Below are 24,695 nucleotides of genomic sequence, written 5' to 3'. Positions count from 1 at the left end.
TCCTCCGTGCTCCCGCGTGCTGCGCCCGCGCCGGCGACGCTCGGACGGCGTGCGGCGCGGGCTCCGTCCTGCGACATCCTGCGGGGTGGACGGGCCCGCGCGCGGGCGAACACGCGGACCGGGTCAGATTGCCGCGAGCTCCGCCAGGACCGCGGCGGTGTCGGCCGGGCGGGAGAACATCGGCCAGTGCCCGGTGGGGAGTTCGCGCAACTCCCAGCCCGGCCCGGCCATTCCGGCGAACCACGGGTGTCCGGCGGCGATCATCGCCCGGACCTGCTCGAGCGGGAGGGAGCAGGAGACCAGGGCCTGCGGCAGCGCGGCCCCGGCGCCGGTCAGCCGCAGCCGGTCGCGGTAGGACCCGACCGGCTGCGGGGTGAGCCGGGCGCCGATCCGCTCCAGCGCCGCCCCGTCCAGGCCCTCGGTGCTGGAGCCGTGGGCGGCCAGGTACTCCCAGGAGGGGGCCGGGAGGCGGCCGTCGACCGCGGTGGCGTCGGCCTCGGCCCGGAAGTCGGGCGGCCAGAGGTCGGACACCGAGGTGCCGTCGGCCATCGGGCCGCTGTCCAGATGGACGACCCGCCGGATCCGTTCCGGCAGCCGGTCGGCGACCCCGCCCACCGGGGCGCAGGCGCCGCTGTGCGCGACCAGCACCACGTCCCACAGGTCCTCCCGGACCAGCCGGCCGGCCAGGTCGGCGATCTGCTCCTCCAGCCCGAAGTCGCCCTGCTCGCCGGCCCGTTCGGCGAGCCCCGGCAGGCTCACCGGATGGACCCCGTGCCCGGCCGCGCGCAGCGGCGCGGCCACCTCGTCCCAGGCCCAGGCACCCAGCCAGAACCCGGGGACCAGTACGAACGTGCTCATGAGGGAACGCTCCTTCCGTACGGGCGCCTCCTGCCGGGCCCCGTCACCGGCGACTCTAGGATCGAATCCGGACGGAACCCGCCCGGATGTCCCGGCGGATGTCCCGGCGGGTCGGCCCGGAAGGAGCGCATCGATGGATCACCCGGTCAGCCGTGTGCTCGCCCTGCTGGAGCTGCTCCAGGACCGCCCCGGTCTGACCGGCGCCGAACTGGCCGCCCGGCTGGACGTGGACGAGCGCACCGTCCGCCGCTACACCGCCCGCCTGGTCGAACTCGGCATCCCGGTGCGGGCCGAGCGGGGCCGTTACGGCGGCTACCGCCTGCTGCCCGGTTACCGGCTGCCGCCGCTGATGCTCAACCCCGAGGAGGCCGCCTCGGTGGTGCTCGGCCTGCTGGCCGGGCGCAGTTCGGGCCTGTCGGTGGGGGAGCAGGCCGCCGGGACGGCGCTCGCCAAGATCCAGCGGGTGCTCCCGCCGCCGCTGCGGGAGCGGATCACGGCCGTCGAACAGACCCTCGGCCTCTCCGCCACCCCGGTGGTCGGCCCCGGTCCGGCGGCCGGCGCGCTGTTCACCCTGGCCGGGGCGGCCCGCCGGCGGCGCCGGGTGCGGCTCGCCTACCGGGACCGCGAGAACAGGCCGAGCGAGCGCGACTTCGACCCGTACGGCCTGGTCTTCCACTCCGGCCGCTGGTACACCACCGGCCTCGACCACCGCAGCGGCGAGCCGCGCACCTTCCGGCTGGACCGGATCGAGCAGGTCGTCGCGGGGGAGACCGGCTTCGAGCCGCCCGAGGACTTCGACCCGGTGCAGCGGGTGGTGGAGTCGCTGGCCGAGGCGCCCTGGCGGCACCGGGTGGTGGTGGAGCTGGGGGTCGGCCTCGCGGAGGCCCGGCGCCGGCTGTCGCCCGCCGTCGGCACGCTCACCGAACTCGCCGCGGACCGGGTGCTGTTGCGGGCCCGGGCGCAGAACCTGGACGGCGTCGCGGTGCTGCTGGCCGGCCTGGGGTGGCCGTTCACCGTCCGCGAGCCCGCCGAACTCCGGGCGGAGGTCCGGGCGCTGGCGGCCCGGCTCGCCGACTGGGGCGCGGACCCGGCCTGACGGGCACGGTCCGGGCCGGACGGTCGCGGCCCGGACACGCCACGGGGCCCGGGGAGCGTTCCCCGGGCCCCACGGCCGCACCGCTCAGGCGCGGCCCTCGGCCGCCTGCTCCTCCGCCACCTTGCGCTTGACCTCGGCCATGTCCAGGTTGCGGGCCTGGCCGATGAGGTCCTCGAACACAGGCTCCGGCAGTGCGCCGGCCTGGGAGAAGACGAGCACGCCCTCGCGGATGATGGCCAGCGTCGGGATCGACTGGATGCCGAACGCGGAGGCCAGCTCCTGCTGGGCCTCGGTGTCGACCTTGGCGAAGACCAGGTCCGGGTGGCGCTCCGCGGCCTTCTCGTACACCGGGGCGAACTGGCGGCACGGCCCGCACCACCCGGCCCAGAAGTCGATGAAGACGAAGTCCTTGCCCTCCGGGCCCGGGACGATGTCGTCGAAGTTCTCCTTGGTCAGCTCGACCGTGTTGCTCATCTCGCGGATCCTTCCCTTCCGAAGGTGGCGGTACGGGGCCTGCGCCCCCGACAACGGTGATGCCCGGCGGGGTATTCCGGGCCCTCCCCCGGTTGAGCACAGGGCCGCCACCGTCCGTACAGAAGGATGTCCCGTCCGCTCGCCGACACGGGAGGCGCACATGCGCAGCACACCCCGCACGTGCCAGGCCGCCGCGCCCGCCACCTCCGGCGGGCCGGGCGCCCCGGTCGGCGCCGTGCGACGGACCGGCGACGGGTACGGTCCCCGGAGTCCTACTGCCACCGTAGCCGCGCCGCCCCCCGGCCGCCCGGGCAGGGCGGCGGCCGCGCACCGCTGCCGGCCGCCGCCCCCGCCGGAGAGGCCGGGGAGGCCGGGGTGCGCAACGATGAGATGGTGACCGAGGAGCACCCCGTCGGCGGCACGGCCGCACACGGCACGGGGGCCGCGGACGAGGAACTGATGCGGGCCCTGTACCGCGAGCACGCCGGTCCGCTGTTCGGCTTCGTGCTCCATCTGGTGGCCGGGGACCGTCAGCGCGCCGAGGACGTCGTCCAGGAGACCCTGGTCCGGGCCTGGCGCAACATCCACCGGCTGGACTCCCGGGCCGGCTCCTTGCGGCCCTGGCTGGTCACCGTCGCCCGCCGGATCGTGATCGACGACCACCGCAGCGCCCGCGCCCGGCCGCAGGAGGTGGACGCGGCGGTGCTGGAGCAACTGCCCGCCGAGGACGAGATCGAGCGGGCGCTGCGGTCGATGACCGTCGCCGACGCGTTCGCCGACCTCTCGCCCGCCCATCGCGAGGTCCTCGTCGAGACCTTCCTCAGGGGCCGCACCGCGAAGGAGGCGGCCGCCGAACTCGGCATCCCGGCCGGAACCGTCCGGTCGCGGGTGTTCTACGCACTGCGCTCGCTCAGGATCGCACTGGAGGAACGGGGAGTGACATCGTGACCGACCGGCCCGCCCCCGTCTCCGGTCCGCCCTGCGGCCCGGAGCACACGGACGCCGGTGCGTACGTCCTCGGGGTCCTGGAGCCCGCCGAGCACACCGCCTTCGAGCGGCATCTGGCGGACTGCCCGCAGTGCACCGAGCAGGTGGGTCAACTCGGTTTCATCAAAACGCTGTTGGCGGACCACGCGGCCGCCGCCAGGGCCGCCGGCCTGGACCCGGCCGCGCCCGCGCCGGAACCGGACCGACGGCTGCTGGGCCGGCTGGTCGCCGAGGTCACGGCCGGCCGCCGGCGGGGCCGGTTGCGCCGGCTGGCGCTCGCCCTGGCCGCGACCGCGATGGTCGCGGCGGGACCGGCCGTCACGGCCGCCGTGATCGCGGCCGACTCCACCCCCGCGGTGGTCGCCGTCGCCGAGCAGTACAGCGCCACCGACCCGACCACCGGTGCCAAGGCCACCGTCGGCATAGACCCCAGGACCTGGGGCAGCCGGATCAGCCTGAACCTCTCCGGCGTCCAGGGCCCGCTGACCTGCCGACTGGTCGCCGTCTCGCACACCGGCCAGCGCCAGACGGTCACCACCTGGAGCGTCCCGGTCCAGGGCTACGGCGAGCCGGACGACGGCGGGACGCTTCACACGGCCGGTGGCGCGGCCCTCCAGCCCGGCGACATCGACCACTTCGAGGTACGGGTGCAGAACACCGGCGCCCTGCTGGTCGCCGTGCCCGCCCACCGGGCCTGACCCAGCGGGCCTGACCCAGCGGGCCCGACCCAGCGCGCCCGACCCAGTGGGGCCCGACTCAGCGGGGCAGCGCGAGCGGTGAGTCGTAGCCGACCAGTCGCTCGACCCGGGCCGTCCCCAGCAGGACTGGCCAGTGGGGGCTGGGCTCCCCGGCGTCGGTCAGGTGCGCCCGCCGCCAGATCCCGCGCCAGTTCGGCCCCCGCTCCGGCCCGTAGTGGTGCCGCCGTACGCAGGGGCAGGGCACCAGCACCCGCGCGCAGCCACGGCACAGCCCGGCCCGGCCGGTGCCGGTCGGCACCCACACCACCGGGCCCTCCTCCCCGCAGGCCGGGCAGCCCGTCGGCGCGGCCCCGTCCAGCAGCGCGTTCTGCCGCCGGACGTAGTCGGGCAGGCTCGACCGCGGGTGCAGGAACGGGTCGTTGAACCAGACCTGGTCCGCTGCGCGGGGCCGGTCCCACCACGCGGGCCCGGTCACCTCCCGGCGCCCGGCCCGCTTCTCGGCCCGCCGCTGCGCCCGGTACCGCTCGAGCCGGGATAGCCACAACTGCCGCGCCTCGTGCAGTTCCTCCACCGCCCGCACCAGCGAGTCCGGGTCGGCCGCCAGGTGTCGGGGCATCCGGGCGCTGACGGTGAGGTGGTGGTAGGTCGCCCGCAGGCCGTACGGGGCGAACTCGGTCAGGCAGGTGCGCAGCGCGCCGAGGCGGCGGTGCGGCGGGAGGTCGGCGTCGTGCACCCGGGCCCGGTGGGTGAGGAAGCTGGTCACGGCGCGGGCGTCGGAGCGAGCGGCAGCCGCCCGTCCGACAACTGCCCGTCCGGCAGCGGGAGTCCGTACGGTCCGCACCGGCCCGTGGGCCGGTGCGCGAGGGGCTCGGCGGGGGCGCCCGGCTCCGGGGCGGGGTGTCTCGGCCTCATCCGCTGAGGATGCCGGACGGCCGGTCCGCCGGACCAGCGGATTTCGCCGGTCCGGCGGATCACGCCCGTCCGGGGGTCACGCCGCGTCCGCCGCGACCGAGGCCGGCACCCGACCGGGGATCACGCCGCGTCCGCCGCGACCGAGGCCAGCACCCGCCCGCAGCGCCGGGCGAAGGCGCGCTGGAGGAGCGGGAACAGCGGCCCGGCGGCCCGGGCCCACCAGGCGACCGGTCGGCTGAACGCGGTGACGCCGAACCAGACCGTTCCGTCCGGGGCCAGTTCGACCAGGAAGGTCTCCTCGCCGCGGCCGAGGTGGCCGTGCCTGGTCCCGTAGGTGAAGCCGTACCGGTCCGGACCGTCGACGACGGCGAGCACCCGGTTGGGGGCGCCCGCCCGCAGCGGGCCGAGGCCGAGGGCGCAGTGCACGGCGAGCCCCGGGGCGGCCCGCTCGGCCGCCGCCTCGACCCGGACGCCGGCCAGCCGGTGCATCCGCCAGCCGAGCAGGGCGGCTCCGGCGACGTCGAGGGCGGCGCGGCCGTGGCCGATCGGCGTGCGGTGGCGCAGGTGGCGGTAGCCGGCGGGCAGGTCGCCGGTGCGGCTGGCGCCCAGCTCGGGGTAGCTGTAGTCGTTCATCGGGAGACCTCCGGGGTGGTGATCCGGCGCCAGGCGAGCAGCGCGCAGAGGGCGAAGCCGAGGGCGTTGCCGAGGCCGTGGGTGGCGGCCATCCAGGCCAGGGTGGGGTGGGGGAGTCCGGCGGCCCGGCCGAGCGCCCACCACAGGGCGAGCAGCATGGTGAGCACGAGGACGGCCGAGGAGACGGTGAGCAGTCGGGCGGTGGTCCGGTCGGCCGCGCGGGGGTGCAGGTCGCGCCGGCTGATCAGGCCGACCAGCCACATCCCGGTGCTGAGCACGACGGCTCCGGCGAACTGCCACCAGTTGCCGAGGAAGTACCCGGCGAGCACCAGCAGGGTGCCGGCCGGGACGCTGAGTGCGGCGCAGCGGGCGGCCCGGGAGTCGGGGGCGGCGCGGCAGAGCAGTCCGGCGACCAGGGCGGCGGTGAATCCGGCGTAGTGGAAGTGCGGGACGGTCAGCGCCAGGATGTGCGGCTCGAAGCCGAACAGCGGGTAGCCGGAGCGTTCGGCGACCAGCGCGACACCGGCGACCGAGGGGGCGGCGAGGGCGGTGAGCACGGCGGTCTCGGCGGGGGCGAGCGAGCGGGTCCGGGCCAGTCGCCGGGGCGCGTGCAGGGCCAGGGCGAGGGTGCCGAGGGCGTAGCAGACGGCGGCGCCGGTGGCGAGGCCGCCGCGCGGCAGCCAGAGCGAGAGCGCGCCGGGGACGGCGGCGAGCGGCCAGACCCGGCGGAGCCGGGCGAGCCCGGGTTCGTCGAGCAGGGCCAGGCCGAGCGGCAGGACGGCGCCCATGCCGAGCAGGACCAGCAGGTTCACCAGTTCCGTCGTGCCCCGATCCATCCGGGCACCCCCTTCCACGCACCGTCGCAGACGATGTTGAACGCGTTCAAATGAACGCTCGCCGCCGACTCTACGCGGCCGAGTTGAACGCGTTCAACTCGGCCCGGACCGGCTGGCCTGGTGTTCACGCTGGGTGCGGCGCACTCTGGAGGAGTAACCGATGGAGGTGATCCGCCATGCAGACGCTGGTCGGTTGGCACATCGAGATGGAGTTCCGCGAGGACGGTGCGCGGACGACCGCCGCCGCCCTGCTGCGGCTCGGCGACGGGAGCGAGCTGCGGGCCCACGGCTACAGCAGCCGCCACCCCTCCGACCCGGAACAGCTGCGGGTCGGCGAGGAGATCGCCGGGGCCCGCGCGCTCAACGAGCTCGCCTCGCAACTGCTCACCAAGGCCCACGGCGAGATCCAGGACGTCAGCCCGGTCCCGACCCACCCGCTGTCGTGAGCGCCGCGCACCCGCACGGCGACCGGGCCGGCCGGGACCCGGACCGCCCGCGCATCCCGCTGATCTGCCCCCGCTGCGGGCACGAGCAGCAGGTCGTCCCCGGCGGTCCCGAACGGGCGGTCAGGGTGGTGCACGTGGGGACCGGCCGGGAGGCCTGCGAGCCCGGGGACCTGGCCCGGGCGCCGGACGACGGGGACTGACGGCGCCCGGTGATCCCCCCGCCGTCCGGCCTCGGGAGCCCGGGGGGCGTCAGTTGACGCAGTACGTGCCCGGCGGCCGCCACTCCGGCCCGACCAGCCGCTGTTCCAGCTCGTTGGGCGTGATCCGGATCCCGACCGTCCCGGCCAGCCCGACCCGGAAGCGGCTGCGGGCGAGCGCGAGCAGCGCGGTGAGGCCGTACTTGTTGATCAGCGAGGTGCGGTAGCGCGCGGTCGCGTCGGGGTCGCAGAGCCGGGCGCGGGCCGGGAGCCGGCGGCCGGTCGGGCGACCGTGGGCGTCGCAGGGGCCGATCAGCACCCGGGGATGGCGGCGGATCCGTTCGGCCTCACCGGAGTGGGCCGGGGTCCAGACGCCGAGCGCCGGACCGTCCGGCACCACCCAGAGCTGGGAGTCCAGCCGGGTGCCGTCGTCGGCGAAGGTGGTCAGCAGGAGGTACCTGCTGTCGGCGAGCTGGTCGGTTCGGTCGTGCATGATCTCCTCCCTCGGGCGGGGCGGATCACCGGCGACCGGTGGCCGGCGGTGCTCCCGCGGTACTCCTGGGCGGGTGGGCGCGGCGATCGTGACGGGCTCGCCGTGGCGGCCGCGGGACGGCCGTGTGCGGGTGCGGCCGCGCACGCCCGCGGGTCGGGCGACTCCATTCTCGTCCACCGCGACCGGCAGTTCGAGGGGTGCGTGCACCGGTCGGGCCCGCTCGGGCCCGGAGACGGTGGGCGGGCCGGGGCCCGGAAACGACGGACGGCCCGTCCGGTGTCCTCAGGACACCGGACGGGCCGCGTACGCACCCTCGCGAACCCGGAGCGGGCGGGGGTCAGTGCACCAGCACCGGCACGTCGTCGCTCTTCGCCGCGCCGGAGTCGGCACCCGCACCCGTCGTGCCGGGGCGGCCGGCGTTGATGAAGGTGAAGGCCACGGCCGCCGCTGCCACCAGGATCCCGAAGGAGACCCAGATCGCGGTGGTGAAGCCGTGCACCATGCCCTGGAACTGCACGGCCTTGGCGGCCTCCGGGGTCGCGGCGGTGGCCAGGGCCTTGCCGTGCGAGGTCAGCCAGCTGGTGGTGGCGCTGGCCGCGATGGTGTTCAGCAGCGCGGTGCCGATGGCGCCGCCGACCTGCTGCGAGGTGTTGACCATGGCCGAGGCCACGCCCGCGTCCCGCGGCTCGACGCCGTGGGTGGCCAGGCTCATGGCCGGCATGAAGGCGGTGCCCATGCCGAGGCCCATCAGGACCAGGCCCGGCAGGATCAGCGCCGGGTAGGAGGTGTCCAGGCCGATGTGGGTCAGCAGGAACATGCCCACCGAGGCGGTCAGGAAGCCGGGCGCCATCAGGTAGCGCGCCGGGACCCGGGTCATCAGCCGGGCGCCGATCTGGGTGGAGCCGGTGATCATGCCCGCCACCATCGGCAGGAAGGCCACACCGGTCAGCACCGGGCTGTAGCCGCGCACGACCTGGAGGTAGTAGGTCAGGAAGAGGAACAGACCGAACATGCCGATCACGGCCATGCCCAGCGACATGTAGACCCCGCCGCGGTTGCGGTTCAGGATCACGCGCAGCGGCAGCAGCGGGGCGGCGACCACGCGCTCCACGACCACGAAGGCGGCCAGCAGCACGACGGCCGCGGCGAACAGCGCCAGGGTGCTGGTGGCGGTCCAGCCGCTGGACTCGGCGCGGGTGAAGCCGTACACCAGCGAGACCAGGCCGGTGGTCACCAGGATCACGCCGGGGATGTCCAGCTTGTTGCGGTTGCGGCTCCCGGCCGGCTCGCTGATCACCAGCACGGCGCCGACGATCGCCACGATGGCGAACGGGATGTTGACGAAGAAGGTCCAGCGCCAGTTCATGTACTCGGTCAGGAACCCGCCGAGGATCAGACCGATGGCGCCACCGCCACCGGCGATCGCACCGTAGATGCCGAAGGCCTTGGCGCGCTCCTTGGCCTCGGTGAAGGTCACCGCGAGCAGCGACAGCGCGGCCGGCGCGAGCAGGGCGCCGAACACGCCCTGGAGGGCGCGGGCACCGAGCAGCATCGCGGTGTTGGCCGCGGCGCCGCCGAGCGCGGAGGCGAGGGCGAAGCCGGTCAGGCCGACGATGAAGGTCCGCTTGCGTCCCCACAGGTCCGCGATCCGGCCGCCGAACAGCAGCAGGCCGCCGAAGGCCAGCGCGTAGGCGGTGATCACCCACTGGCGGTTGCCGTCGGATATGCCCAGGTCCGTCTGGGCGGACGGCAGGGCGATGTTCACGATGGTGGCGTCGAGGACGACCATCAGCTGGGCGAGGCCGATGAAGATCAGCGCCTTCCAGCGCCGCGGATCGGGCTGCGTCGCCGGTCGGGAGTCGGTTTGAGACATGGGGATACCCATTTCACGGTGCGAGGTGTGCAAGAACGGTCAACTGCCGTACGGGAACGGCAGGTTGCCGTACGGATGCAAGGGCGCGCGAACGCGTCCGGACTCGGCGCCGGTCAGCGGCGCTCGGGCGGGGTGCGGTGGGGTGGGATCAGTGGTGTCGGGTCCAGGTGGTCGGTCAGGCCCGGGGGCGGAAGTCCTCGAAGGTCGCGGCCCGGCCGGGCAGCACCGAACGGGTCGGTGTGCGCAGGCCGTCCAGGAACAGTTGCAGGTGGCGGTGGACGAACTCGTCGAGCAGCCCGCAGGAGGTGCCCGGCAGCGGGCGGCTCAGCTGGCTGATCGCGACGAACAGGTCGCCGTGGTCGACATCGGGCCGGAGTTCACCCGTGGCCCGGGCGCGCTCCATCAGTCCGCTCACGGCGGACCGCAGACGCTCCCGCGACTCGGTCAGGTCCGGGTCGTCCGGGTCGACGGCGCTGGTGAAGACGGCGCAGAGCCCGCCGACCTTCTCCGCCACGGTCGCGTGCACGAACCGCTGCAGAGCCTCGAACGGACCGCCGCCCAGACCCGCGTCCGCCTCGGCCGTCGCCGTCTCGGCGAGGGCCAGGACCCGGTTCTTGACGAGCAGCGCCACTTCCTGGATCAGTGCCACCCGGTCCGGGAAGTTCCGGTACAGCGTGGCGTTGCCGACCCCCGCCCGCTTCGCGATCTCGTCCAGCGGCACCTCGGCGCCGTGTTCGACGAACGCGTCCCGGGCCGCCAGCACGATCCGCTCCCGGTTCCGGCTGGCGTCCGCACGCAACTTCGGCGTACGCACACTCCCCGCGGAACGGGCCGACTCGGCGGCGACGGTGGTCATGACGACTGCTCCTCCAGGATACCGGGGAAATCCTCCCCGCTTCTTCCAACGTACTCGGAAACGGGGAATCCGTCCCCGGAATTTCCGCCCCTACTGTGACCTGCGTCACATGAGAGGTTCCGCGATCGACCCTGAGTGTCGGACCGGTTCCCCACCGTCGCGACATGAGCATCGAACGATCACGGCCGCATCATCCAGCGGCTCAACCGGATCTGCATCCAGGCCCGACCTGATCTCCACCTGCACGACCAGGGGCTCGGATGGCAGGGCTGCCGGGGCGGGTTCGGTCGCCCGGACGGCACGCCGGCCGACGCGGACGCCTTCGTCGGCCACGGCGACCGGGCTACGACCGACCAGGTGCTGATGGTCGCGGAGGTGACTTCGTTCGACTCGGACACTGACCGGCGTGACCGGGTCGAGAAGCCCCGCGCCTACGCCGAAGCCGGGATCCCGGTCCACCTGTTGATCGACCGGGACTCCGCCGAGGTCGTCGTCCACAGCGGGCCCGACGGAGTCCGGTACGAGAGCGTCCGGATCCTCCCGTTCGGCAGGACCGTCGAGCTCCCCGAGCCGGTCGGCATCGTGCTCGACGCCGAGCCGCTGAAGAACTGGGTGCGCTGAGCCCGGCCATGTCTTCCCCGGGCGGCTCCCCCTGTCGGCCTAGGCTGTGGGCGTCCCGGGCGGCCGGTGGGCCGTGGGAGTCGGGAGGGGCCCGGCGGCCGGGTGGGCGAGGAGGTCCGCGATGGGCAGCGAGGAGACGACCGCCCGGGTGCGCTGCGTGGCGGCCGTTCCGTGCTGGGTGAGCCTGATGGCCCGGGACCTGGAGGGTGCCAAGGGCTTCTACGGCCCGCTGCTGGGCTGGGAGTTCGAGCCGGGGCCGGAGCGCTTCGGGCCGTACGTGCACGCGGTGACCGGCGGGGAGGCGGTGGCCGGGCTGGGGGTGGCGGGCCTCGGGGCGGTGCCGCTGGCCTGGACGAGCTACTTCGGGACGGAGAGCGCCGACGCGGCCGCCGACGCGGTGCGCGAGCGCGGCGCGACCCTGGCGGTCGGCCCGCTGGCCTTCGACGCCGGGCGGGTGGCCTTCGCGGCGGACCCGGCCGGGGCGGTGTTCGGCATCTGGGAGGGCCCGCCGGGCCGCGCCCGGAAGCTGGACCTGCCGGGCGCCCCGGTCTGGATCGAGCTGCGCACCCCGGACCCGTTCGCGGCGGCGCTGTTCTACGGCGAGGTGTTCCGCTGGGACGGCCGGGATCCGGAGCGCTTCGAGGTCCGCTGGGAGCACGACCGGGTGGTGCTGCGCGCGGAGGGGCACAGCGTCGCGGCGCTGGCCAAGGAGCAGACCGGCGGCCCGGCGGGCCTGCCGCCGCACTGGGAGGTCTCCTTCGCCGTCCCGGACGCCGACCGGGCGCTGGCCCGGGCGGTGGAGCTGGGCGGCGCGGGGGTCGGCCCGGCCTTCGACTCGCCGTACGGCCGGGTGGCCCGGCTGCGGGACCGTGAGGGCGCCCGCTTCGCGGTGATCAGCCCGAAGGTCTGAGCCGGCTGGCTCCGGGCGCCCCGGTCGGCCCCTCCGGCGCTCTGCCCCGGCCCGGTCACTCCGCCCGGGCGGACGCCTCCTGCTCCGCCCGCTCGGCCCGCAGCCGCTCGCCGAGCGCGGCGCGGGCGGCGGCCGGCAGGGCCTTGCGGGCGGCCGGGAAGAGCACCTTCTCCTCGCCGGTCAGGTGCCGCCGGAGGGTGTCGCCGAGGCCGCGCAGCAGGGTGTCGAAGGCGGGGTCGGCCGGGTCGAGCCCCTGCAGGTCGGCGAGGTACTGCCCGATCGCCAGGTGGTCGTGGATGCTGCCGAAGACCAGCGCCCCGCCCCCGGGCACGTCGTGCTGGACGAGCGGGAAGAGGTGCTCCTCCTCGGCGGCGCAGTGGGTGAAGAGCAGGTCGGTCAGCCGGGTCACCAGCTCGGTGCGTTCGGCCGAGCCGGCCGGTGCCGCCTCGGCGCGGTCGAGCAGCTCGCCGGCCGCCTTGTGGTCGGCGGTGAACTCGCCGAGGATGTCGGGCCTGCGGCTCATGGTGCGGCCGCCTCTCGTCCGGGATCGGGACTCGCCCCCCGTACTGTCCAGTATCCGGCTCCGCGGCCCGGAACTCCGTGTCCTTCCGTCCGGAGCCCCGGAGCCCGGGCTCAGCCGCCGTCCCGTCGCCCGGTGAGGGCCAGCATCCTGGTCTGCGGTGCCGCGTCGGCCGGGACGGGCAGCGGCGGGTCGAACAGCCCGCTGCCGGAGAGGTCGCCGTAGCCGGTGAACTCGCCGAGGGCGAAGTCGACCAGTTCGTCCGGGAGCCGGGTGCGGGCCCCGAGGCCCTGGGCGAGGTCCCAGGTGTGGACGACCAGGTCGGTGGTGAGCTGGTCCAGGTAGTACTGCCCGGAGACGTCCGCGAAGGAGAGGTGGACGGTGAGCTCGGTGGCGCCGGGCACCTCCCAGGCCTGCCGGGCGGCGTCGGCGGCGGTCGTCCAGGCGGTGACCGGGTCGTCGCCGAGCACGTCGCCGTCGAAGCGGCCGCCGACCTCGGCGATGGTGGCGCCCATCAGCAGCTCGGGGACCCAGAGCTGCTCGCCGGTGAGGTGGTTGACCAGGTCGCGGACCGACCAGTCGGCGCACGGCGTGGGGGAGTCCCACTGGCCGGGTGTGACCAGCCGGACCCGCTCGGTGAAGGCGGCGAGCGCCTCGGGGTACGGGGTGCCGGGCCGGGTGGCCCGCTGGTGTTGCCTGCGGTGAGCCATGTCTCCACCCTGCCCCGGGGTCGTCGGGGCACGCGAGTCGCTCACGGGTCGTCAGTTGTTCAAATTCGAACTCCACGGTACGGTCGAGGAGTGGCCGGTTCAAATTTGAACAAAAGGCGTGGACACCACACCCGCCCGACCGGACCACCCTTCACACCCCTACGACCGACCCCGATCGATGGAGACGCGCATGCCGAGCAGCAGCCCGAGCACGACCGCCGCCACCAGTTCCACCGCCCGTTCCGCCCGGGAGGACGCCGGGTCCGCGGCCACCTCCCCGCACGCCTACGACGCCGGACTCCTGCTCCTGCGCCTCGTCCTCGGCCTGACCATGGCCGCGCACGGCGGCCAGAAGCTGTTCGGCTGGTTCGGGGGTGGCGGAATCGACGGCACCGGTCAGTTCTTCACCATGAGCGGCTACCCGGCGGGCAATGCCATGGCCGTGGTCGCCGGCCTCACCGAGGTCCTCGGCGGACTCGGCCTCGCCGTCGGCCTGTTGACCCCGCTCGCCGGTGCCGCGATCGTCGGCACGATGGTCAACGCGATCGCCGTCACCTGGGGCGGCGGCTTCTTCGCCCCGAAGGGCAGCGAGTACGAGCTGCTGCTGACGGCGGGCGCCGCCGCGCTCGCGCTGACCGGCCCGGGCCGCTACGCGGTGGACCGCTTCCTGCCGGTGCTGAAGGCGCACCGCCTGGCGTACGGCGCGGTCGCGGTGGTGGTCGGCCTGGCGACGGCCGGGGTGATCCTGCTGCTGCGCAAGTAGCGCCGAGGAGTGGTCAACTGATCTGCCCGGAGGCCGTGCTGACCGACCGTCAGCACGGCCTCCGGCGCATCCGGGCGCCAACTGCCCTCCACCGGGCGGCGCTACTCGCCGATCCGCACCAGCGCCAGGGTGATGTTGTCGGGCCCGCCCGCCTCGACCGCCGCCCGCCACAGCTCGAACGCGGCCTTCCCGTCGGCCCGTTCGGGGCTCCCGGACGGCCGGGCGAGCAGCGCCGCGAGCTCCTCCTCGGGCACCGGGTCGGTCAGGCCGTCACTGCACACCAGGTAGCGGTCGCCCGCGGCGAGCGGGGAGACCCGGACGTGCGGTTCGACGAAGGTCAGGCCGAGCGAGCCGCCCAGGGTCTGGGTGACCACCGGCGTGGTGCGCTGCCCGGGCGGCAGCGGCGGGCTGTCGTCCACGCTGACCCGTTGCAGTCCGTCCCCGGTGACCCGGTAGACCCGGCTGTCGCCGACGTTGAAGGCCACCGCCTGCCCGGGCAGCAGCACCAGCCCGGCGACCGTCGTGCCCATCGCGGCCAGCTCGGGTTCCCCGGCGGCGGCCGCGTACACCGCCCGGTTGCACTCCTGGAGCTCCGCCCGGACCGCCTCCTCGCCGTCCAGCCCGCCCCCGCCGGCCGCGAGTCGGCGGGCGACCAGGGCGCTGGCCACCTCGCCGCCGGGGTGGCCGCCCAGGCCGTCGGCGACCGCGACCACGCAGGGCGGGCCGAGCGGGAACAGCAGGGTCTGCGGGTTGGTGGTGACGGTGGCGCAGAGCGTCCACGGGCCGACCGCGAGGCTGTCCTCGTTGTGCTCCCGCACCAGGCCCTCGTGGCTGAGCGCGCTCACCGCGATGTACGGCGCCATCGGCCGGCCGCCTTTCCGGAGGGTCCGCTCCCGTTGTCGGGCCCCGCTCTCCATTGTCGGCGGGAACCCGCCCGCGTGCCGGGCCGGCGGGGTCGTCGGGCGGGCGGGCAGCTGTGCGGGCGGGCATGCGGGTGTGCGGGCGGGAATACCCGGCCGGGCCCGGATGCTAAGGTGGTTGAAAGTTGGACTACCTGGAGCCCCGGGGAGTCCGGAACCCCCTGGAGTGTGGTGAGCAGCATGCAGTTCGGAATCTTCACCGTCGGCGACGTCACCCCCGACCCGACCACCGGCCGCACCCCGAGCGAGCACGAGCGGATCAAGGCGATGGTGGCCATCGCGCGCAAGGCGGAGGAGGTCGGCCTGGACGTCTTCGCGACCGGCGAGCACCACAACCCGCCGTTCGTGCCGTCCTCGCCGACGACCATGCTCGGCTACATCGCGGCGCAGACGGACCGGATCATCCTCTCCACCTCGACCACGCTGATCACCACCAACGACCCGGTGAAGATCGCCGAGGACTTCGCGATGCTCCAGCACCTGGCCGACGGCCGGGTGGACCTCATGATGGGCCGCGGCAACACCGGCCCGGTCTACCCGTGGTTCGGCAAGGACATCCGCCAGGGCATCCCGCTCGCGATCGAGAACTACGCGCTGCTGCACCAGCTGTGGCGCGAGGAGGTCGTCGACTGGCAGGGCCGCTTCCGTACCCCGTTGCAGTCCTTCACCTCCACCCCGCGCCCGCTGGACGACGTCCCGCCGTTCGTCTGGCACGGTTCGATCCGCAGCCCGGAGATCGCCGAGCAGGCCGCCTACTACGGGGACGGCTTCTTCGCGAACAACATCTTCTGGCCCAAGGAGCACTTCCAGAAGCTGATCGAGCTCTACCGCGAGCGCTTCGCCCACTACGGCCACGGCACGCCCGAGCAGGCGGTCGTCGGCCTCGGCGGGCAGGTGTTCATGCGCAGGAACTCCCAGGACGCGGTGCGCGAGTTCCGTCCGTACTTCGACAACGCGCCGGTGTACGGGCACGGGCCCTCGCTGGAGGAGTTCACCGAGCAGACCCCGCTGACCGTCGGCAGCCCGCAGGAGGTCGTCGAGAAGACCCTGGCCTTCCGCGAGACCTTCGGCGACTACCAGCGCCAGCTGTTCCTGATGGACCACGCCGGCCTGCCGCTGAAGACGGTGCTGGAGCAGCTGGACCTGCTGGGCGAGGAGGTCGTGCCGGTGCTGCGCGCCGAGTTCGCCAAGGGCCGTCCGGCCGGGGTGCCGGACGGGCCGACCCACGCCGCGCTGGTCGCGGCCCGCGACGCGGCCGACGAGAAGGACGGCGACGGCCGTGCGGCCGACGAGAAGGAGGAGGTCTCCCGGTGACCGTGTTCAAGCTGGCGGTGGTGAGCGCCGGGCTGAGCAAGCCGTCCTCGACGCGGCTGCTGGCCGACCGGCTCGCCGAGGCGACCGTGCGCCGGCTCGCCGGGGAGGGGCGGGGGGCGGAGGTCACGGTGATCGAGCTGCGCGACCTCGCGGTGGACATCGCCAACAACTTCGTCACCGGCTTCCCGGCCGCCGCCCTGCGCGGGGCGATCGGCGCGGTGACGGACGCGGACGCGGTGATCGCGGTGACGCCGATCTTCACCGCCTCCTACAGCGGCCTGTTCAAGTCCTTCTTCGACGTGATCGACCACGACGCGCTCACCGGCAAGCCGGTGCTGATCGCCGCCACCGGCGGCACGCCCCGGCACTCGCTCGCCCTGGAGCACGCCGTGCGGCCGCTGTTCAGCTACCTGCGCGCGGTGGTGCTGCCGACCGCGGTGTACGCGGCCACCGACGACTGGGGCACGGCCGGGGACGCGCTCACCGACGGCCTGCCGGGTCGGATCGACCGGGCGGCGGGCGAGTTGGCGGCCCTGCTGGGCGGCCGCGGCCCGGTGGCGGGGCCCGCGCTGCCCGAACAGGTGGTCCCGTTCGCCGAGCAGCTGGCGGCGCTGCGGGTCTGACCCGGACCGTCGCCCCTCACCCGAACGGCCCCGCCGGAGCGTGCCTCCGGCGGGGCCTTCGGCCCTCCCGGCAGGGCCGTTCGGCTGCGCGTCGGCCGTGCCGGATTGTCCGCTGTGCGGTGTAATCGTTGGCATGATCAGATTCGTGCTGGTCCGTCACGCTTCGCGCACGCCGTCGACGCGCCCGTACCCGCCCGACCCCCGGCGGGAGCGGCGGCCGTGAGCCTGCTGCGGGACAACCCCGTCCTGGCACTCTTCGCCTGCCTCGCACTCGGCTACCTGCTCGGCAAACTGCGCGTCGGACCGATCCAACTCGGCGGCATCTGCGGCACGTTGATCGTCGCCATGCTGATCGGCAGCCGGCACGTCAGTGTGCACGCGGACGTCAAGAACGTCGCCTTCGCGCTGTTCATCTTCTCGCTCGGCTACATCGCCGGCCCGCAGTTCTTCGCCAACCTCAACGCCAAGGGCCTGCGCTTCGCGGTGCTGTGCGTGCTGGAGGCTGTGCTGGTCGTCGGGATGGCGTACGGCATCGGCAAGGGTTTCGACCTCGACGTCGGCACCGCGGCGGGCATCCTCGCCGGGGCCGCCACCGAGTCGGCCGTGGTCGGCACCGCCCAGGAGGCGATCTCCAACCTCTCCGGGGTCAGCCCCGACCAGTCCGCCCAGTTGCAGAACCACGTGGCCGCCGCCTACTCGGTCTGCTACCTCTTCGGGCTGGTCTCCATCGTGCTGCTGACCAGCCAGGTCTTCCCGCTGGTCATGCGGATCAAGCTGCCGGAGGCCTCCCGGGAGCTGTGGCAGCGGATGCGCGGCGGCAAGGGCACGCTGGGCGCCGACGAGCAGCCCGCGCTGCCCCCGCTGGTCGGCCGCAGCTACCTGGTCTCCCAGGGCGAGGGCGCGACCGTCGCGCGGGTCGAGGAGGTCCGGCCCGGGCTGGTCACCGTCGAGGGCGTGCGCCGGGACGGTCGCACCCTCCACCCCGAGCAGGACCTCCGGCTGCGCCGCGGCGACCTGGTGCTGTTGGTCGGCCGGCGCGAGGCCGTCATCGACACCGGGCACGAGCTGGGCCCGGAGACCTCCGGGGTGCCCGGGCTGGACAGCCCGATGGTGGTCCGCGACGTGGTCCTGACCAGCAAGGACTTCGTCGGCCGCACCGCGGGCGAGCTGGCCGTCGAACAGTCCTCGGCGACCTCCGGGGTCTACCTGACCGACGTCCAGCGGGTCGACCAGCACCTGCCCGCCGTCGCCGACACCGAACTGCACCGCGGCGACACCGTCACCGTCACCGGCGCCCGCTCGGCCGTCGAGCGCTTCGCCGCCAAGGCCGGGATCGGCATCCGCAAGGACGCCATCGACTACATCTACCTCAGCCTCGGCATCTGCGTCGGCGTGCTGATCGGCCTGGTCACCGTGCACGCCGGGGACGCCGCGCTGTCGCTGGGCACCGGTGGCGGCTGCCTGATCTCCGGTCTGGCCTTCGGCTGGCTCCGCGCCCAGCGGCCCACCTTCGGCGCCTACCCGCCGGTCGCCGCGCAGACCGCCAAGGACCTCGGGCTCTCGGTGTTCATCGCGGTCACCGGCCTGGCCGCCGGCCCGGACGCGGCCGCGCTGCTCAGGGACCACCCGGTCCTGCTGCCGCTCTCCGGCATTCTCATGGTCACCGTCCCCGCGGTGCTCTCGCTGGTCGTCGGCCGCAAACTGCTGAAGATCGAGCCGCCGATCCTGGTCGGCGCCATCGCCGGCCAGCAGTGCAGCACCCCGGCGATCACCACCGTCACCAACGTCGCGCAGAGCAGCATCCCGATGCTGGGCTACACGATCACCTACACCATCTCCAACTTCCTGCTCCCGCTCACCGGACCGATCCTGGTCGGCCTGCTGGGGAGCTGACATGACGGAGCGTCAGGCATTGACCGCGTCGTCGCCGTTGCGGCGGCCGACGCCGAACGGCGAGGAGGGAAAGGGCCCGTGGGCTGGATCACCGACCACGTCTTCACGCCGTACCCGGAACTGCTGATCTTCCTGACCATCGCGATCGGCTTCCTGGCCGGGCGGATCCACTACCGGGCGATCGGTCTGGGTGCCGTCACCGGCTGCCTGGTCATCGGCCTGTTCGCCGGCTGGCTCACCGACGTACCGGTCAACGGGACGGTCAAGTCGGTGTTCTTCATCATGTTCCTCTTCGCCCTCGGCTACAAGGTCGGCCCCCAGTTCTTCCGCGGCCTCAGACGCGACGGGCTGCCCCAGGTCGGCGTCGCCGTGGTGGTCTGCCTGACCGGCCTCGGGGTCTGCTACGGCTTCGCGCGGATGCTCGGGTACGGGCCGGGCCTCGGGGCCGGGCTGCTCGGCGGCGCGCTCACCCAGTCCGCCGTCATCGGCGTCGCCCAGGATGCCATCGGCCAGATCCACGGGCTGGGCGCCGACCGGATCAAGGAGCAGCAGAACCTCGTCCCGATCGCCTACGCCGTCACCTACCCGCTGGGCACCGTGCTGTGCGCCGTCCTGCTGGCCAACATCGCCCCCCGGCTGCTGCGCAGCGACCTCGCCGCGGAGAGCCACCGGCTGGCCGTCGAACTGGACGCGCCGGAGGCCGACCCCGACCTCGGGGAGGGCTACTACGAGGTGGTGCTGCGCGCCTTCACCGCCGTCAACGGCCTGGTCGGCCGCACCATCGACGAGATCGAGGACCAGCAGCGGCAGCAGGGCCGGCGGATCTACGTCACCAGGGTCCGTCGTCGCGGGGAGATCCTGGAGCACTCCCAGCAGACCGTCGTGGAGCGCGGCGACGTGCTCGCGGTCAGCGCCCTGCGGCACGACCTGGTGGAGTTCGACCCGGTCGCCCGGATCGGCCCCGAGACGGACGACGCCGGGCTGCTCGGCTACCAGACCGAACAACTGCACGTGGTGGTCTCGGAGAAGGATCAACTGGGCCGGACCATCGGTGAGTTGCGCCGGGATCCGGTGATGGTCGGGGTGTACGTCGACAAGCTGTACCGCTCCGGCGCCGAGTTCCCGTACCGGCTCTCCACCCGGCTGGAGCGCGGTGACACCCTGGTGCTCAACGGCCCCAAGCGGTTGGTCGACCCCGCCGGGCGCTCGCTCGGCAAGCCGGTGCCGACCAGCTTCGCCACCGACATGACCTGGGTGGGCCTGGGCATCTTCCTCGGCGGCTGCCTCGGCATCCCCGCGCTCACCGCGGGCGGGGTGCCGATCAGCCTCTCCACCTCCGGCGGCGCACTGATCATGGGCCTGGTCTTCGGCTGGATCCGCGGCAAGTACCCGACCTTCGGGAACGTGCCGCCCGGAGCCCAGTGGTTCATGGACACCTTCGGACTCTGCGCCTTCGTCGCGATCGTCGGCATCAACGCCGGTCCGGGCTTCACCAGCGGTCTGTCGCAGGCGGGTTGGGGGCTGCTGGCGTGGGGGGCGGTGGCGACCGTGCTGCCGCTGGTCGCCGGACTGCTGGTCGGACGGCTGGTGTTCCGGATGCGCACCCCGATCCTGATGGGCGTGCTGGCCGGAGCCCAGACCACGACGGCCGCCATCGGCGCGATCAACGAGTCGGCCCGCAGCCAGATCCCGACCCTCGGCTACACCATCCCGTACGCGGCGGGCAATGTCCTGCTGACCGTCTGGGGCGCCGTCATCGTCGCCCTGCTCGGCTGAAAACGCCTTTTCACGAGGAGAGTTGACCGTCATGACGAAGCCCACCACCGGCCGTGCGGAGATCCGCAGGCTGGCCCGGCTGAGCCCCTTCGAACTCAAGGCCGAGTTCATCCGGCTCGCCGAGGCGTACCAGCGCGGCGAGCCCGGACAGAAGGGCAAGTCCACCGCCCACATGCTCAACGCCGGTCGCGGCAACCCGAACTGGGTCTGCACCGGTCCGCGGGAGGCGAACCTCGCGCTCGGCCACTTCGCGCTCACCGAGAGCCGCCGGGTCTGGACCGCCGACAACCTCGGCGGCATGCCCGAACAGGCCGGCATCGCGGCCCGGTTCGACTCCTTCGTCCGCAGCCACCCCGGCCTGCCCGGCACCGAACTGCTCCGGCGCAGCGTCGAACTCGCCGTCGACCGCTTCGGGTTCGACCGCGACGCCTTCCTGCACGAGCTCGCCGACGCCACCATCGGCGACAACTACCCCGTCCCCGACCGGATGCTGGTGCACGCCGAGCAGATCGTCCGCGGCTACCTCCAGGAGGAGCTGATGGACCGCCGCCCGCCCTCGGAGCGCCAGCCCGAGCTGTTCGCCACCGAGGGCGGCACCGCGGCGATGTGCTACGTCTTCGACTCGCTGATGAAGAACGGCCTGCTGCACAAGGGCGACCGGATCGCCCTGATGGTGCCGGTGTTCACCCCGTACATCGAGATCCCCGAACTGGAGGACTACGCCTTCGAGGTGGTCGAGATCCAGGCCAGCAAGGTGGTCGAGACCGGCGTGCGGGAGTGGCGCTACCCGCCCGAGGAGGTGGCCAAGCTGGCCGACCCGCAGATCAAGCTGCTCTGCCTGGTCAACCCCAGCAACCCGCCCTCGCTCGCGCTCTCCCGGGAGGCCACCGACCGGATCAAGGAGGTCACGGCCACCACCAACCCCGACCTGATCATCGTCACCGACGACGTCTACGGCACCTTCGTGGACGGCTTCCGCTCGCTCGCCGCCGAACTGCCGCGCAACACCCTGCTGGTCTACTCGTACTCCAAGCACTACGGCGCCACCGGCCACCGCCTCGGCGTCATCGGCCTCGACCGGGACAACGTGATCGACGAACTGATCGCCGCGCTCCCGGCCGAGGAGAAGGAACGGCTGGCGAAGCGCTACGGCACGCTCAGCCTCGAACCGGAGCGGATCCGCTTCATCGACCGCCTGGTCGCCGACTCCCGGCAGGTCGCGCTCAACCACACGGCCGGGCTCAGCCTGCCGCAGCAGGTGCAGATGGCGCTGTTCTCGCTGTTCGCCCTGCTGCCCGAGGGCAAGGCGTACAAGGCGAAGGTCCAGGGCATCGTCCGCCAGCGGCTCGACCTGCTGATGGAGGGCTCCGGGATGAGGATCGCGGACGACCCCGGGCGGGCCGGCTACTACATCGAACTCGACCTGCTGGCCGAGGCCGAGCGGGTGGCCGGCAAGGACTTCGCGACCTTCCTGGAGAAGAACTACGAGCCCACCGAGCCGCTGTTCCGGCTCGCCGAGCAGACCGGGGTGGTGCTGCTCAACGGGGGCGGCTTCGACGGCCCCGAGTGGTCGGTCCGGGTCTCGCTGGCCAACCTCGACGACCTCGACTACCTGAAGATCGGCCACCACCTGCGGCGGATCTTCGACGACTACCGCACCGAGTGGGAAGCCTCCCGGGCCTCCTGAGGAGGAGCACCGCCATGCAGCCCGAACCACTGCCCGAACCGCAGGCCGTCCTCTCCCCGCTGACCAGCGCGGCGATCTTCCTGGTCCTCACCGTCGAACCCGGTGGCGAACCCACCGTCCGCGACCTGCTGCCCGACCTCGCCGGACTGCGCCGGGCGGTCGGCTTCCGCGCCCCCGAGGGCGGCCTCACCTGCGTCACCGGCATCGGCTCCGACCTCTGGGACCGGCTCTTCGCGGGCCCCCGGCCCGCCCGGCTGCACCCCTTCCGGGAACTGGCCGGCCCCCGCCACCGCGCCCCGGCCACGCCCGGCGACCTGCTGCTGCACCTGCGGGCCGAACGGATGGACCTCTGCTTCGAACTCGCCGGTCAGCTCACCACCCGCCTCGCCGGGGCGGCCACCGTGGTCGACTCCGTCCAGGGCTTCAAGTTCTTCGACGACCGGGACCTCCTCGGTTTCGTCGACGGCACCGAGAACCCCGAGGGCCGGGCCGCCGAGGCCGCCGCCGTGGTGGGGGAGGAGGACCGGGCCTTCGCCGGCGGCAGCTACGTGATCGTCCAGAAGTACCTGCACGACCTGGACAAGTGGAACGCGCTGAGCGTCGAGCAGCAGGAGGGCGCGGTCGGCCGCACCAAGCTCGACGACATCGAGATGGACGACGACGCCAAACCCGCCGACTCGCACCTGGCCCTCACCGTGATCACCGGCCCGGACGGCACGGAGCGGAAGATCGTCCGCTTCAACATGCCGTTCGGCACCTTCGAGCGCGGAGGTGAGCACGGCACCTACTTCATCGGCTACGCGCACGACCCCGGAACCACCGAGGAGATGCTGCGCAACATGTTCCTCGGCAACCCGCCCGGCACCACCGACCGGCTGCTCGACTTCTCCACGGCCGTCACCGGGGGCCTGTTCTTCGTCCCGACCGCCGACCTCCTGGACTCCCCGCCGCCGGCCGCCCCCGCGCTCACCCCCGCCCGCTCCGACGGCTCCCTCGGAATCGGCAGCCTCAAGCCGACCACCTGAACAGGACCAGCGCCATGAACAACCTGCACCGCGAACTCGCCCCCGTCTCCGCCGCCGCCTGGGAGGAGATCGAGGAGGAGGCCCGGCAGACCTTCAAGCTCCACATCGCCGGCCGCCGGGTGGTCGACCTGAGCGGCCCCGACGGCCCCACCCTCGCCGCGGTCGGCACCGGCCACCTCACCGACGTCGAACCACCCCTGGACGGCGTCCAGGCCCACGCCCGCGCGAGCCGCCCGGTGGTCGAACTGCGGGTCCCCTTCACCGTCACCCGCGCGGCCGTCGACGACGTCGAACGCGGCTCCCGCGACTCCGACTGGCAGCCGGTCAAGGACGCCGCCCGCACCCTCGCCCGCGCCGAGGACCGCGCCGTCTTCGAGGGCTACCGGGCCGCCGCCATCGAGGGCATCCGCGCCGCCTCCAGCAACCCGCCGATCCAACTCCCCGACGACGTACGGGAGTACCCCGAAGCCGTCAGCCGCGCCCTCACCGCCCTGCGCCTGGCGGGAGTCGGCGGGCCGTACTCCCTGCTGCTCGGCGCCGATGCGTACACCTCGGTGAGTGAGACGAGTGACCACGGATATCCCGTCCACAGCCACCTGGCGCGGCTGCTGGACGGGGACATCGTCTGGGCCCCGGCCATCGAGGGGGCCTTCCTGCTCTCCACCCGAGGAGGGGACTTCGAGCTCTTCCTCGGGCAGGACGTCTCGGTCGGCTACCTCTCCCACGACGCGGACGCGGTCCGGCTGTACCTGCAGGAGTCGCTCACCTTCAGTGTCTACACGGGAGAGGCCGCCGTCGCCCTACGGTTCTAGGGCGACGGGCGCCTCGGCACCGGGTAGGGTACTGAGTGCCTTTACGAGGGGTACTGAGTGCCGTATTCTCTGAGTGGAGCCTCTGCCGCCGGTCGAACCCGGCCGACCCGACCGACCGGTCCAGGTGGTGCGTGCGGCACGAGGGCCACGGCCGGGCCTGGCTTGGCACTCAGTACCCTCGGCCTGACCTGAGGCCATGGATCCAGTGCATCCGTGCACCCGTGACAGGAGAAACCGCTCATGAGCTTGAGGATCGTCGTCTGTGTGAAGCACGTGCCGGACGCGACGGGTGACCGTCGTTTCGCGGACGACCACACCACGGACCGGGAGGGTGTGGACGGCCTCCTGTCGGAGCTGGACGAGTACGGCGTGGAGCAGGCGCTGCGGATCGCGGAGGCGAACGAGGGTGCCGAGGTGACGGTGCTGACGGTGGGTCCGGACGATGCCAAGGACGCGTTGCGCAAGGCGCTGTCGATGGGTGCGGACAAGGCCGTGCACGTGAACGACGACGACATCCACGGTTCGGATGTGATCGGGACGTCGGCGGTGCTGGCGAAGGCGCTGGAGAAGACCGGGTTCGACCTGGTGATCGGTGGGATGGCGTCGACGGACGGCACGATGGGTGTGCTGCCGGCGCTGCTGGCGGAGCGGCTGGGTGTGCCGCAGATGACGCTGCTGTCCGAGGTGTCGGTCGAGGGCGGTGTGGTGCGGGGCCGTCGGGACGGTGACGCGGCGACGGAGCTGGTGGAGGCGGCGCTGCCG

26 protein-coding genes and 1 pseudogene are annotated in these 24,695 nt (G+C 73.5%); 16 read left to right on the top strand and 11 right to left on the bottom strand.

All coding sequences use genetic code 11. The annotated features are described in order from the left end of the window. Nucleotides 1-123: 123 nt before the first annotated feature. Nucleotides 124-858, bottom strand: coding sequence for an alpha/beta fold hydrolase (locus AB0O91_RS26100; protein ID WP_363437504.1), 735 nt, complete (start codon nt 856-858; stop codon nt 124-126). 133 nt (nt 859-991) lie between these two features. On the opposite strand from AB0O91_RS26100, the gene AB0O91_RS26095 reads away from it, so the two are divergent. Next, the gene (locus AB0O91_RS26095) at nt 992-1,954 is read left to right on the top strand and encodes a YafY family protein (protein WP_363437501.1); all 963 of its coding nucleotides are present in this window, start codon (nt 992-994) and stop codon (nt 1,952-1,954) included. Between the two features lie 84 nt (nt 1,955-2,038). On the opposite strand, the gene AB0O91_RS26090 is transcribed toward AB0O91_RS26095, so the two are convergent. Then, the gene (locus AB0O91_RS26090) at nt 2,039-2,590 is read right to left on the bottom strand and encodes a thioredoxin domain-containing protein (RefSeq protein ID WP_363437498.1); all 552 of its coding nucleotides are present in this window, start codon (nt 2,588-2,590) and stop codon (nt 2,039-2,041) included. 228 nt (nt 2,591-2,818) lie between these two features. Between AB0O91_RS26090 and AB0O91_RS26085 the strand changes: the two genes are divergently transcribed. Continuing rightward, on the top strand, nt 2,819-3,376 hold the full coding sequence (locus tag AB0O91_RS26085) for a sigma-70 family RNA polymerase sigma factor (protein WP_363437706.1): 558 nt from the start codon (nt 2,819-2,821) through the stop codon (nt 3,374-3,376). Then, on the top strand, nt 3,373-4,113 hold the full coding sequence (locus AB0O91_RS26080) for a zf-HC2 domain-containing protein (RefSeq protein WP_363437495.1): 741 nt from the start codon (nt 3,373-3,375) through the stop codon (nt 4,111-4,113). Before AB0O91_RS26085 ends, AB0O91_RS26080 begins: the two co-directional genes overlap by 4 nt. Nucleotides 4,114-4,171: 58 nt before the next feature. On the opposite strand, the gene AB0O91_RS26075 is transcribed toward AB0O91_RS26080, so the two are convergent. From AB0O91_RS26075 to AB0O91_RS26065, 3 genes are all read right to left on the bottom strand, one after another. Beyond that, entirely contained in the window at nt 4,172-4,876 is a 705-nt protein-coding gene (locus tag AB0O91_RS26075; RefSeq protein ID WP_363437492.1) for a hypothetical protein, read from the bottom strand. Nucleotides 4,877-5,145: 269 nt separating this feature from the next. After that, entirely contained in the window at nt 5,146-5,658 is a 513-nt protein-coding gene (locus AB0O91_RS26070; RefSeq protein ID WP_363437489.1) for a DUF1990 domain-containing protein, read from the bottom strand. After that, on the bottom strand, nt 5,655-6,494 hold the full coding sequence (locus AB0O91_RS26065; RefSeq protein ID WP_363437486.1) for a YndJ family protein: 840 nt from the start codon (nt 6,492-6,494) through the stop codon (nt 5,655-5,657). Before AB0O91_RS26065 ends, AB0O91_RS26070 begins: the two co-directional genes overlap by 4 nt. A gap of 176 nt (nt 6,495-6,670) precedes the next feature. On the opposite strand from AB0O91_RS26065, the gene AB0O91_RS26060 reads away from it, so the two are divergent. Together AB0O91_RS26060 and AB0O91_RS26055 are read left to right on the top strand one after the other, a co-directional pair. Continuing rightward, entirely contained in the window at nt 6,671-6,940 is a 270-nt protein-coding gene (locus AB0O91_RS26060; protein ID WP_363437483.1) for a DUF1876 domain-containing protein, read from the top strand. Beyond that, nucleotides 6,937-7,140, top strand: a complete 204-nt coding sequence (locus AB0O91_RS26055; RefSeq protein ID WP_363437480.1) for a hypothetical protein — start codon at nt 6,937-6,939, stop codon at nt 7,138-7,140. Before AB0O91_RS26060 ends, AB0O91_RS26055 begins: the two co-directional genes overlap by 4 nt. 49 nt (nt 7,141-7,189) lie before the next feature. Here the strand turns inward: AB0O91_RS26055 and AB0O91_RS26050 are convergent, their stop codons facing one another. The 3 genes from AB0O91_RS26050 to AB0O91_RS26040 all read right to left on the bottom strand — a co-directional run bounded on the left by AB0O91_RS26050 (nt 7,190) and on the right by AB0O91_RS26040 (nt 10,359). Then, nucleotides 7,190-7,630, bottom strand: a complete 441-nt coding sequence (locus tag AB0O91_RS26050) for a PPOX class F420-dependent oxidoreductase (RefSeq protein ID WP_363437477.1) — start codon at nt 7,628-7,630, stop codon at nt 7,190-7,192. A 337-nt stretch (nt 7,631-7,967) separates the two neighbouring features. Beyond that, nucleotides 7,968-9,503: an MFS transporter gene (locus tag AB0O91_RS26045; protein WP_363437475.1), complete on the bottom strand. Its 1,536-nt coding sequence runs from the start codon at nt 9,501-9,503 to the stop codon at nt 7,968-7,970. A 175-nt stretch (nt 9,504-9,678) separates the two neighbouring features. Beyond that, complete coding sequence (locus tag AB0O91_RS26040) at nt 9,679-10,359, bottom strand: TetR/AcrR family transcriptional regulator (RefSeq protein WP_363437473.1); 681 nt, start codon at nt 10,357-10,359, stop codon at nt 9,679-9,681. A gap of 177 nt (nt 10,360-10,536) precedes the next feature. Here AB0O91_RS26040 and AB0O91_RS26035 point away from each other — a divergent pair. Both AB0O91_RS26035 and AB0O91_RS26030 read left to right on the top strand, forming a co-directional pair. Then, nucleotides 10,537-10,980, top strand: a pseudogene (locus tag AB0O91_RS26035) (Uma2 family endonuclease); the annotation flags it as partial. A gap of 121 nt (nt 10,981-11,101) precedes the next feature. Next, nucleotides 11,102-11,890, top strand: a complete 789-nt coding sequence (locus tag AB0O91_RS26030) for a VOC family protein (RefSeq protein WP_363437470.1) — start codon at nt 11,102-11,104, stop codon at nt 11,888-11,890. A 55-nt stretch (nt 11,891-11,945) separates the two neighbouring features. On the opposite strand, the gene AB0O91_RS26025 is transcribed toward AB0O91_RS26030, so the two are convergent. Together AB0O91_RS26025 and AB0O91_RS26020 are read right to left on the bottom strand one after the other, a co-directional pair. Then, complete coding sequence (locus AB0O91_RS26025; protein ID WP_363437467.1) at nt 11,946-12,413, bottom strand: hemerythrin domain-containing protein; 468 nt, start codon at nt 12,411-12,413, stop codon at nt 11,946-11,948. 110 nt (nt 12,414-12,523) lie between these two features. Continuing rightward, the gene (locus tag AB0O91_RS26020; protein ID WP_363437464.1) at nt 12,524-13,120 is read right to left on the bottom strand and encodes a TIGR03086 family metal-binding protein; all 597 of its coding nucleotides are present in this window, start codon (nt 13,118-13,120) and stop codon (nt 12,524-12,526) included. 190 nt (nt 13,121-13,310) lie between these two features. On the opposite strand from AB0O91_RS26020, the gene AB0O91_RS26015 reads away from it, so the two are divergent. Continuing rightward, the gene (locus AB0O91_RS26015; protein WP_363437461.1) at nt 13,311-13,883 is read left to right on the top strand and encodes a DoxX family membrane protein; all 573 of its coding nucleotides are present in this window, start codon (nt 13,311-13,313) and stop codon (nt 13,881-13,883) included. A 101-nt stretch (nt 13,884-13,984) separates the two neighbouring features. Here AB0O91_RS26015 and AB0O91_RS26010 read toward each other — a convergent pair whose 3' ends face one another. Further along, on the bottom strand, nt 13,985-14,746 hold the full coding sequence (locus AB0O91_RS26010; RefSeq protein ID WP_363437458.1) for a protein phosphatase 2C domain-containing protein: 762 nt from the start codon (nt 14,744-14,746) through the stop codon (nt 13,985-13,987). A 237-nt stretch (nt 14,747-14,983) separates the two neighbouring features. Here AB0O91_RS26010 and AB0O91_RS26005 point away from each other — a divergent pair, with 237 nt between their 5' ends. The 8 genes from AB0O91_RS26005 to AB0O91_RS25970 all read left to right on the top strand — a co-directional run. Next, the gene (locus AB0O91_RS26005) at nt 14,984-16,117 is read left to right on the top strand and encodes an LLM class flavin-dependent oxidoreductase (RefSeq protein WP_363437455.1); all 1,134 of its coding nucleotides are present in this window, start codon (nt 14,984-14,986) and stop codon (nt 16,115-16,117) included. Then, nucleotides 16,114-16,740 (top strand): FMN reductase, encoded by a 627-nt coding sequence (locus AB0O91_RS26000; protein ID WP_363437452.1) that lies wholly within the window; start codon nt 16,114-16,116, stop codon nt 16,738-16,740. The genes AB0O91_RS26005 and AB0O91_RS26000 overlap by 4 nt, the downstream gene beginning before the upstream one ends. A 219-nt stretch (nt 16,741-16,959) precedes the next feature. After that, nucleotides 16,960-18,633 (top strand): aspartate-alanine antiporter, encoded by a 1,674-nt coding sequence (gene aspT / locus AB0O91_RS25995; RefSeq protein WP_363437449.1) that lies wholly within the window; start codon nt 16,960-16,962, stop codon nt 18,631-18,633. Nucleotides 18,634-18,711: 78 nt separating this feature from the next. After that, complete coding sequence (gene aspT, locus AB0O91_RS25990; protein WP_363437446.1) at nt 18,712-20,409, top strand: aspartate-alanine antiporter; 1,698 nt, start codon at nt 18,712-18,714, stop codon at nt 20,407-20,409. Between the two features lie 31 nt (nt 20,410-20,440). Next, complete coding sequence (locus AB0O91_RS25985) at nt 20,441-22,096, top strand: bifunctional aspartate transaminase/aspartate 4-decarboxylase (RefSeq protein ID WP_363437443.1); 1,656 nt, start codon at nt 20,441-20,443, stop codon at nt 22,094-22,096. Between the two features lie 14 nt (nt 22,097-22,110). After that, nucleotides 22,111-23,121: a Dyp-type peroxidase gene (locus tag AB0O91_RS25980; protein ID WP_363437440.1), complete on the top strand. Its 1,011-nt coding sequence runs from the start codon at nt 22,111-22,113 to the stop codon at nt 23,119-23,121. Nucleotides 23,122-23,135: 14 nt separating this feature from the next. Further along, entirely contained in the window at nt 23,136-23,933 is a 798-nt protein-coding gene (locus AB0O91_RS25975) for a family 1 encapsulin nanocompartment shell protein (protein ID WP_363437437.1), read from the top strand. Between the two features lie 240 nt (nt 23,934-24,173). Beyond that, nucleotides 24,174-24,695: electron transfer flavoprotein subunit beta/FixA family protein (locus AB0O91_RS25970; RefSeq protein ID WP_363437434.1), on the top strand; the 522-nt coding region annotated here is incomplete at its 3' end.

The organism is Kitasatospora sp. NPDC089797, assembly GCF_040684795.1.
GTDB lineage: Bacteria > Actinomycetota > Actinomycetes > Streptomycetales > Streptomycetaceae > Kitasatospora.
Note: the sequence above shows the minus strand (reverse complement) of the source record. Positions and strands in the feature narration are given on the sequence as shown.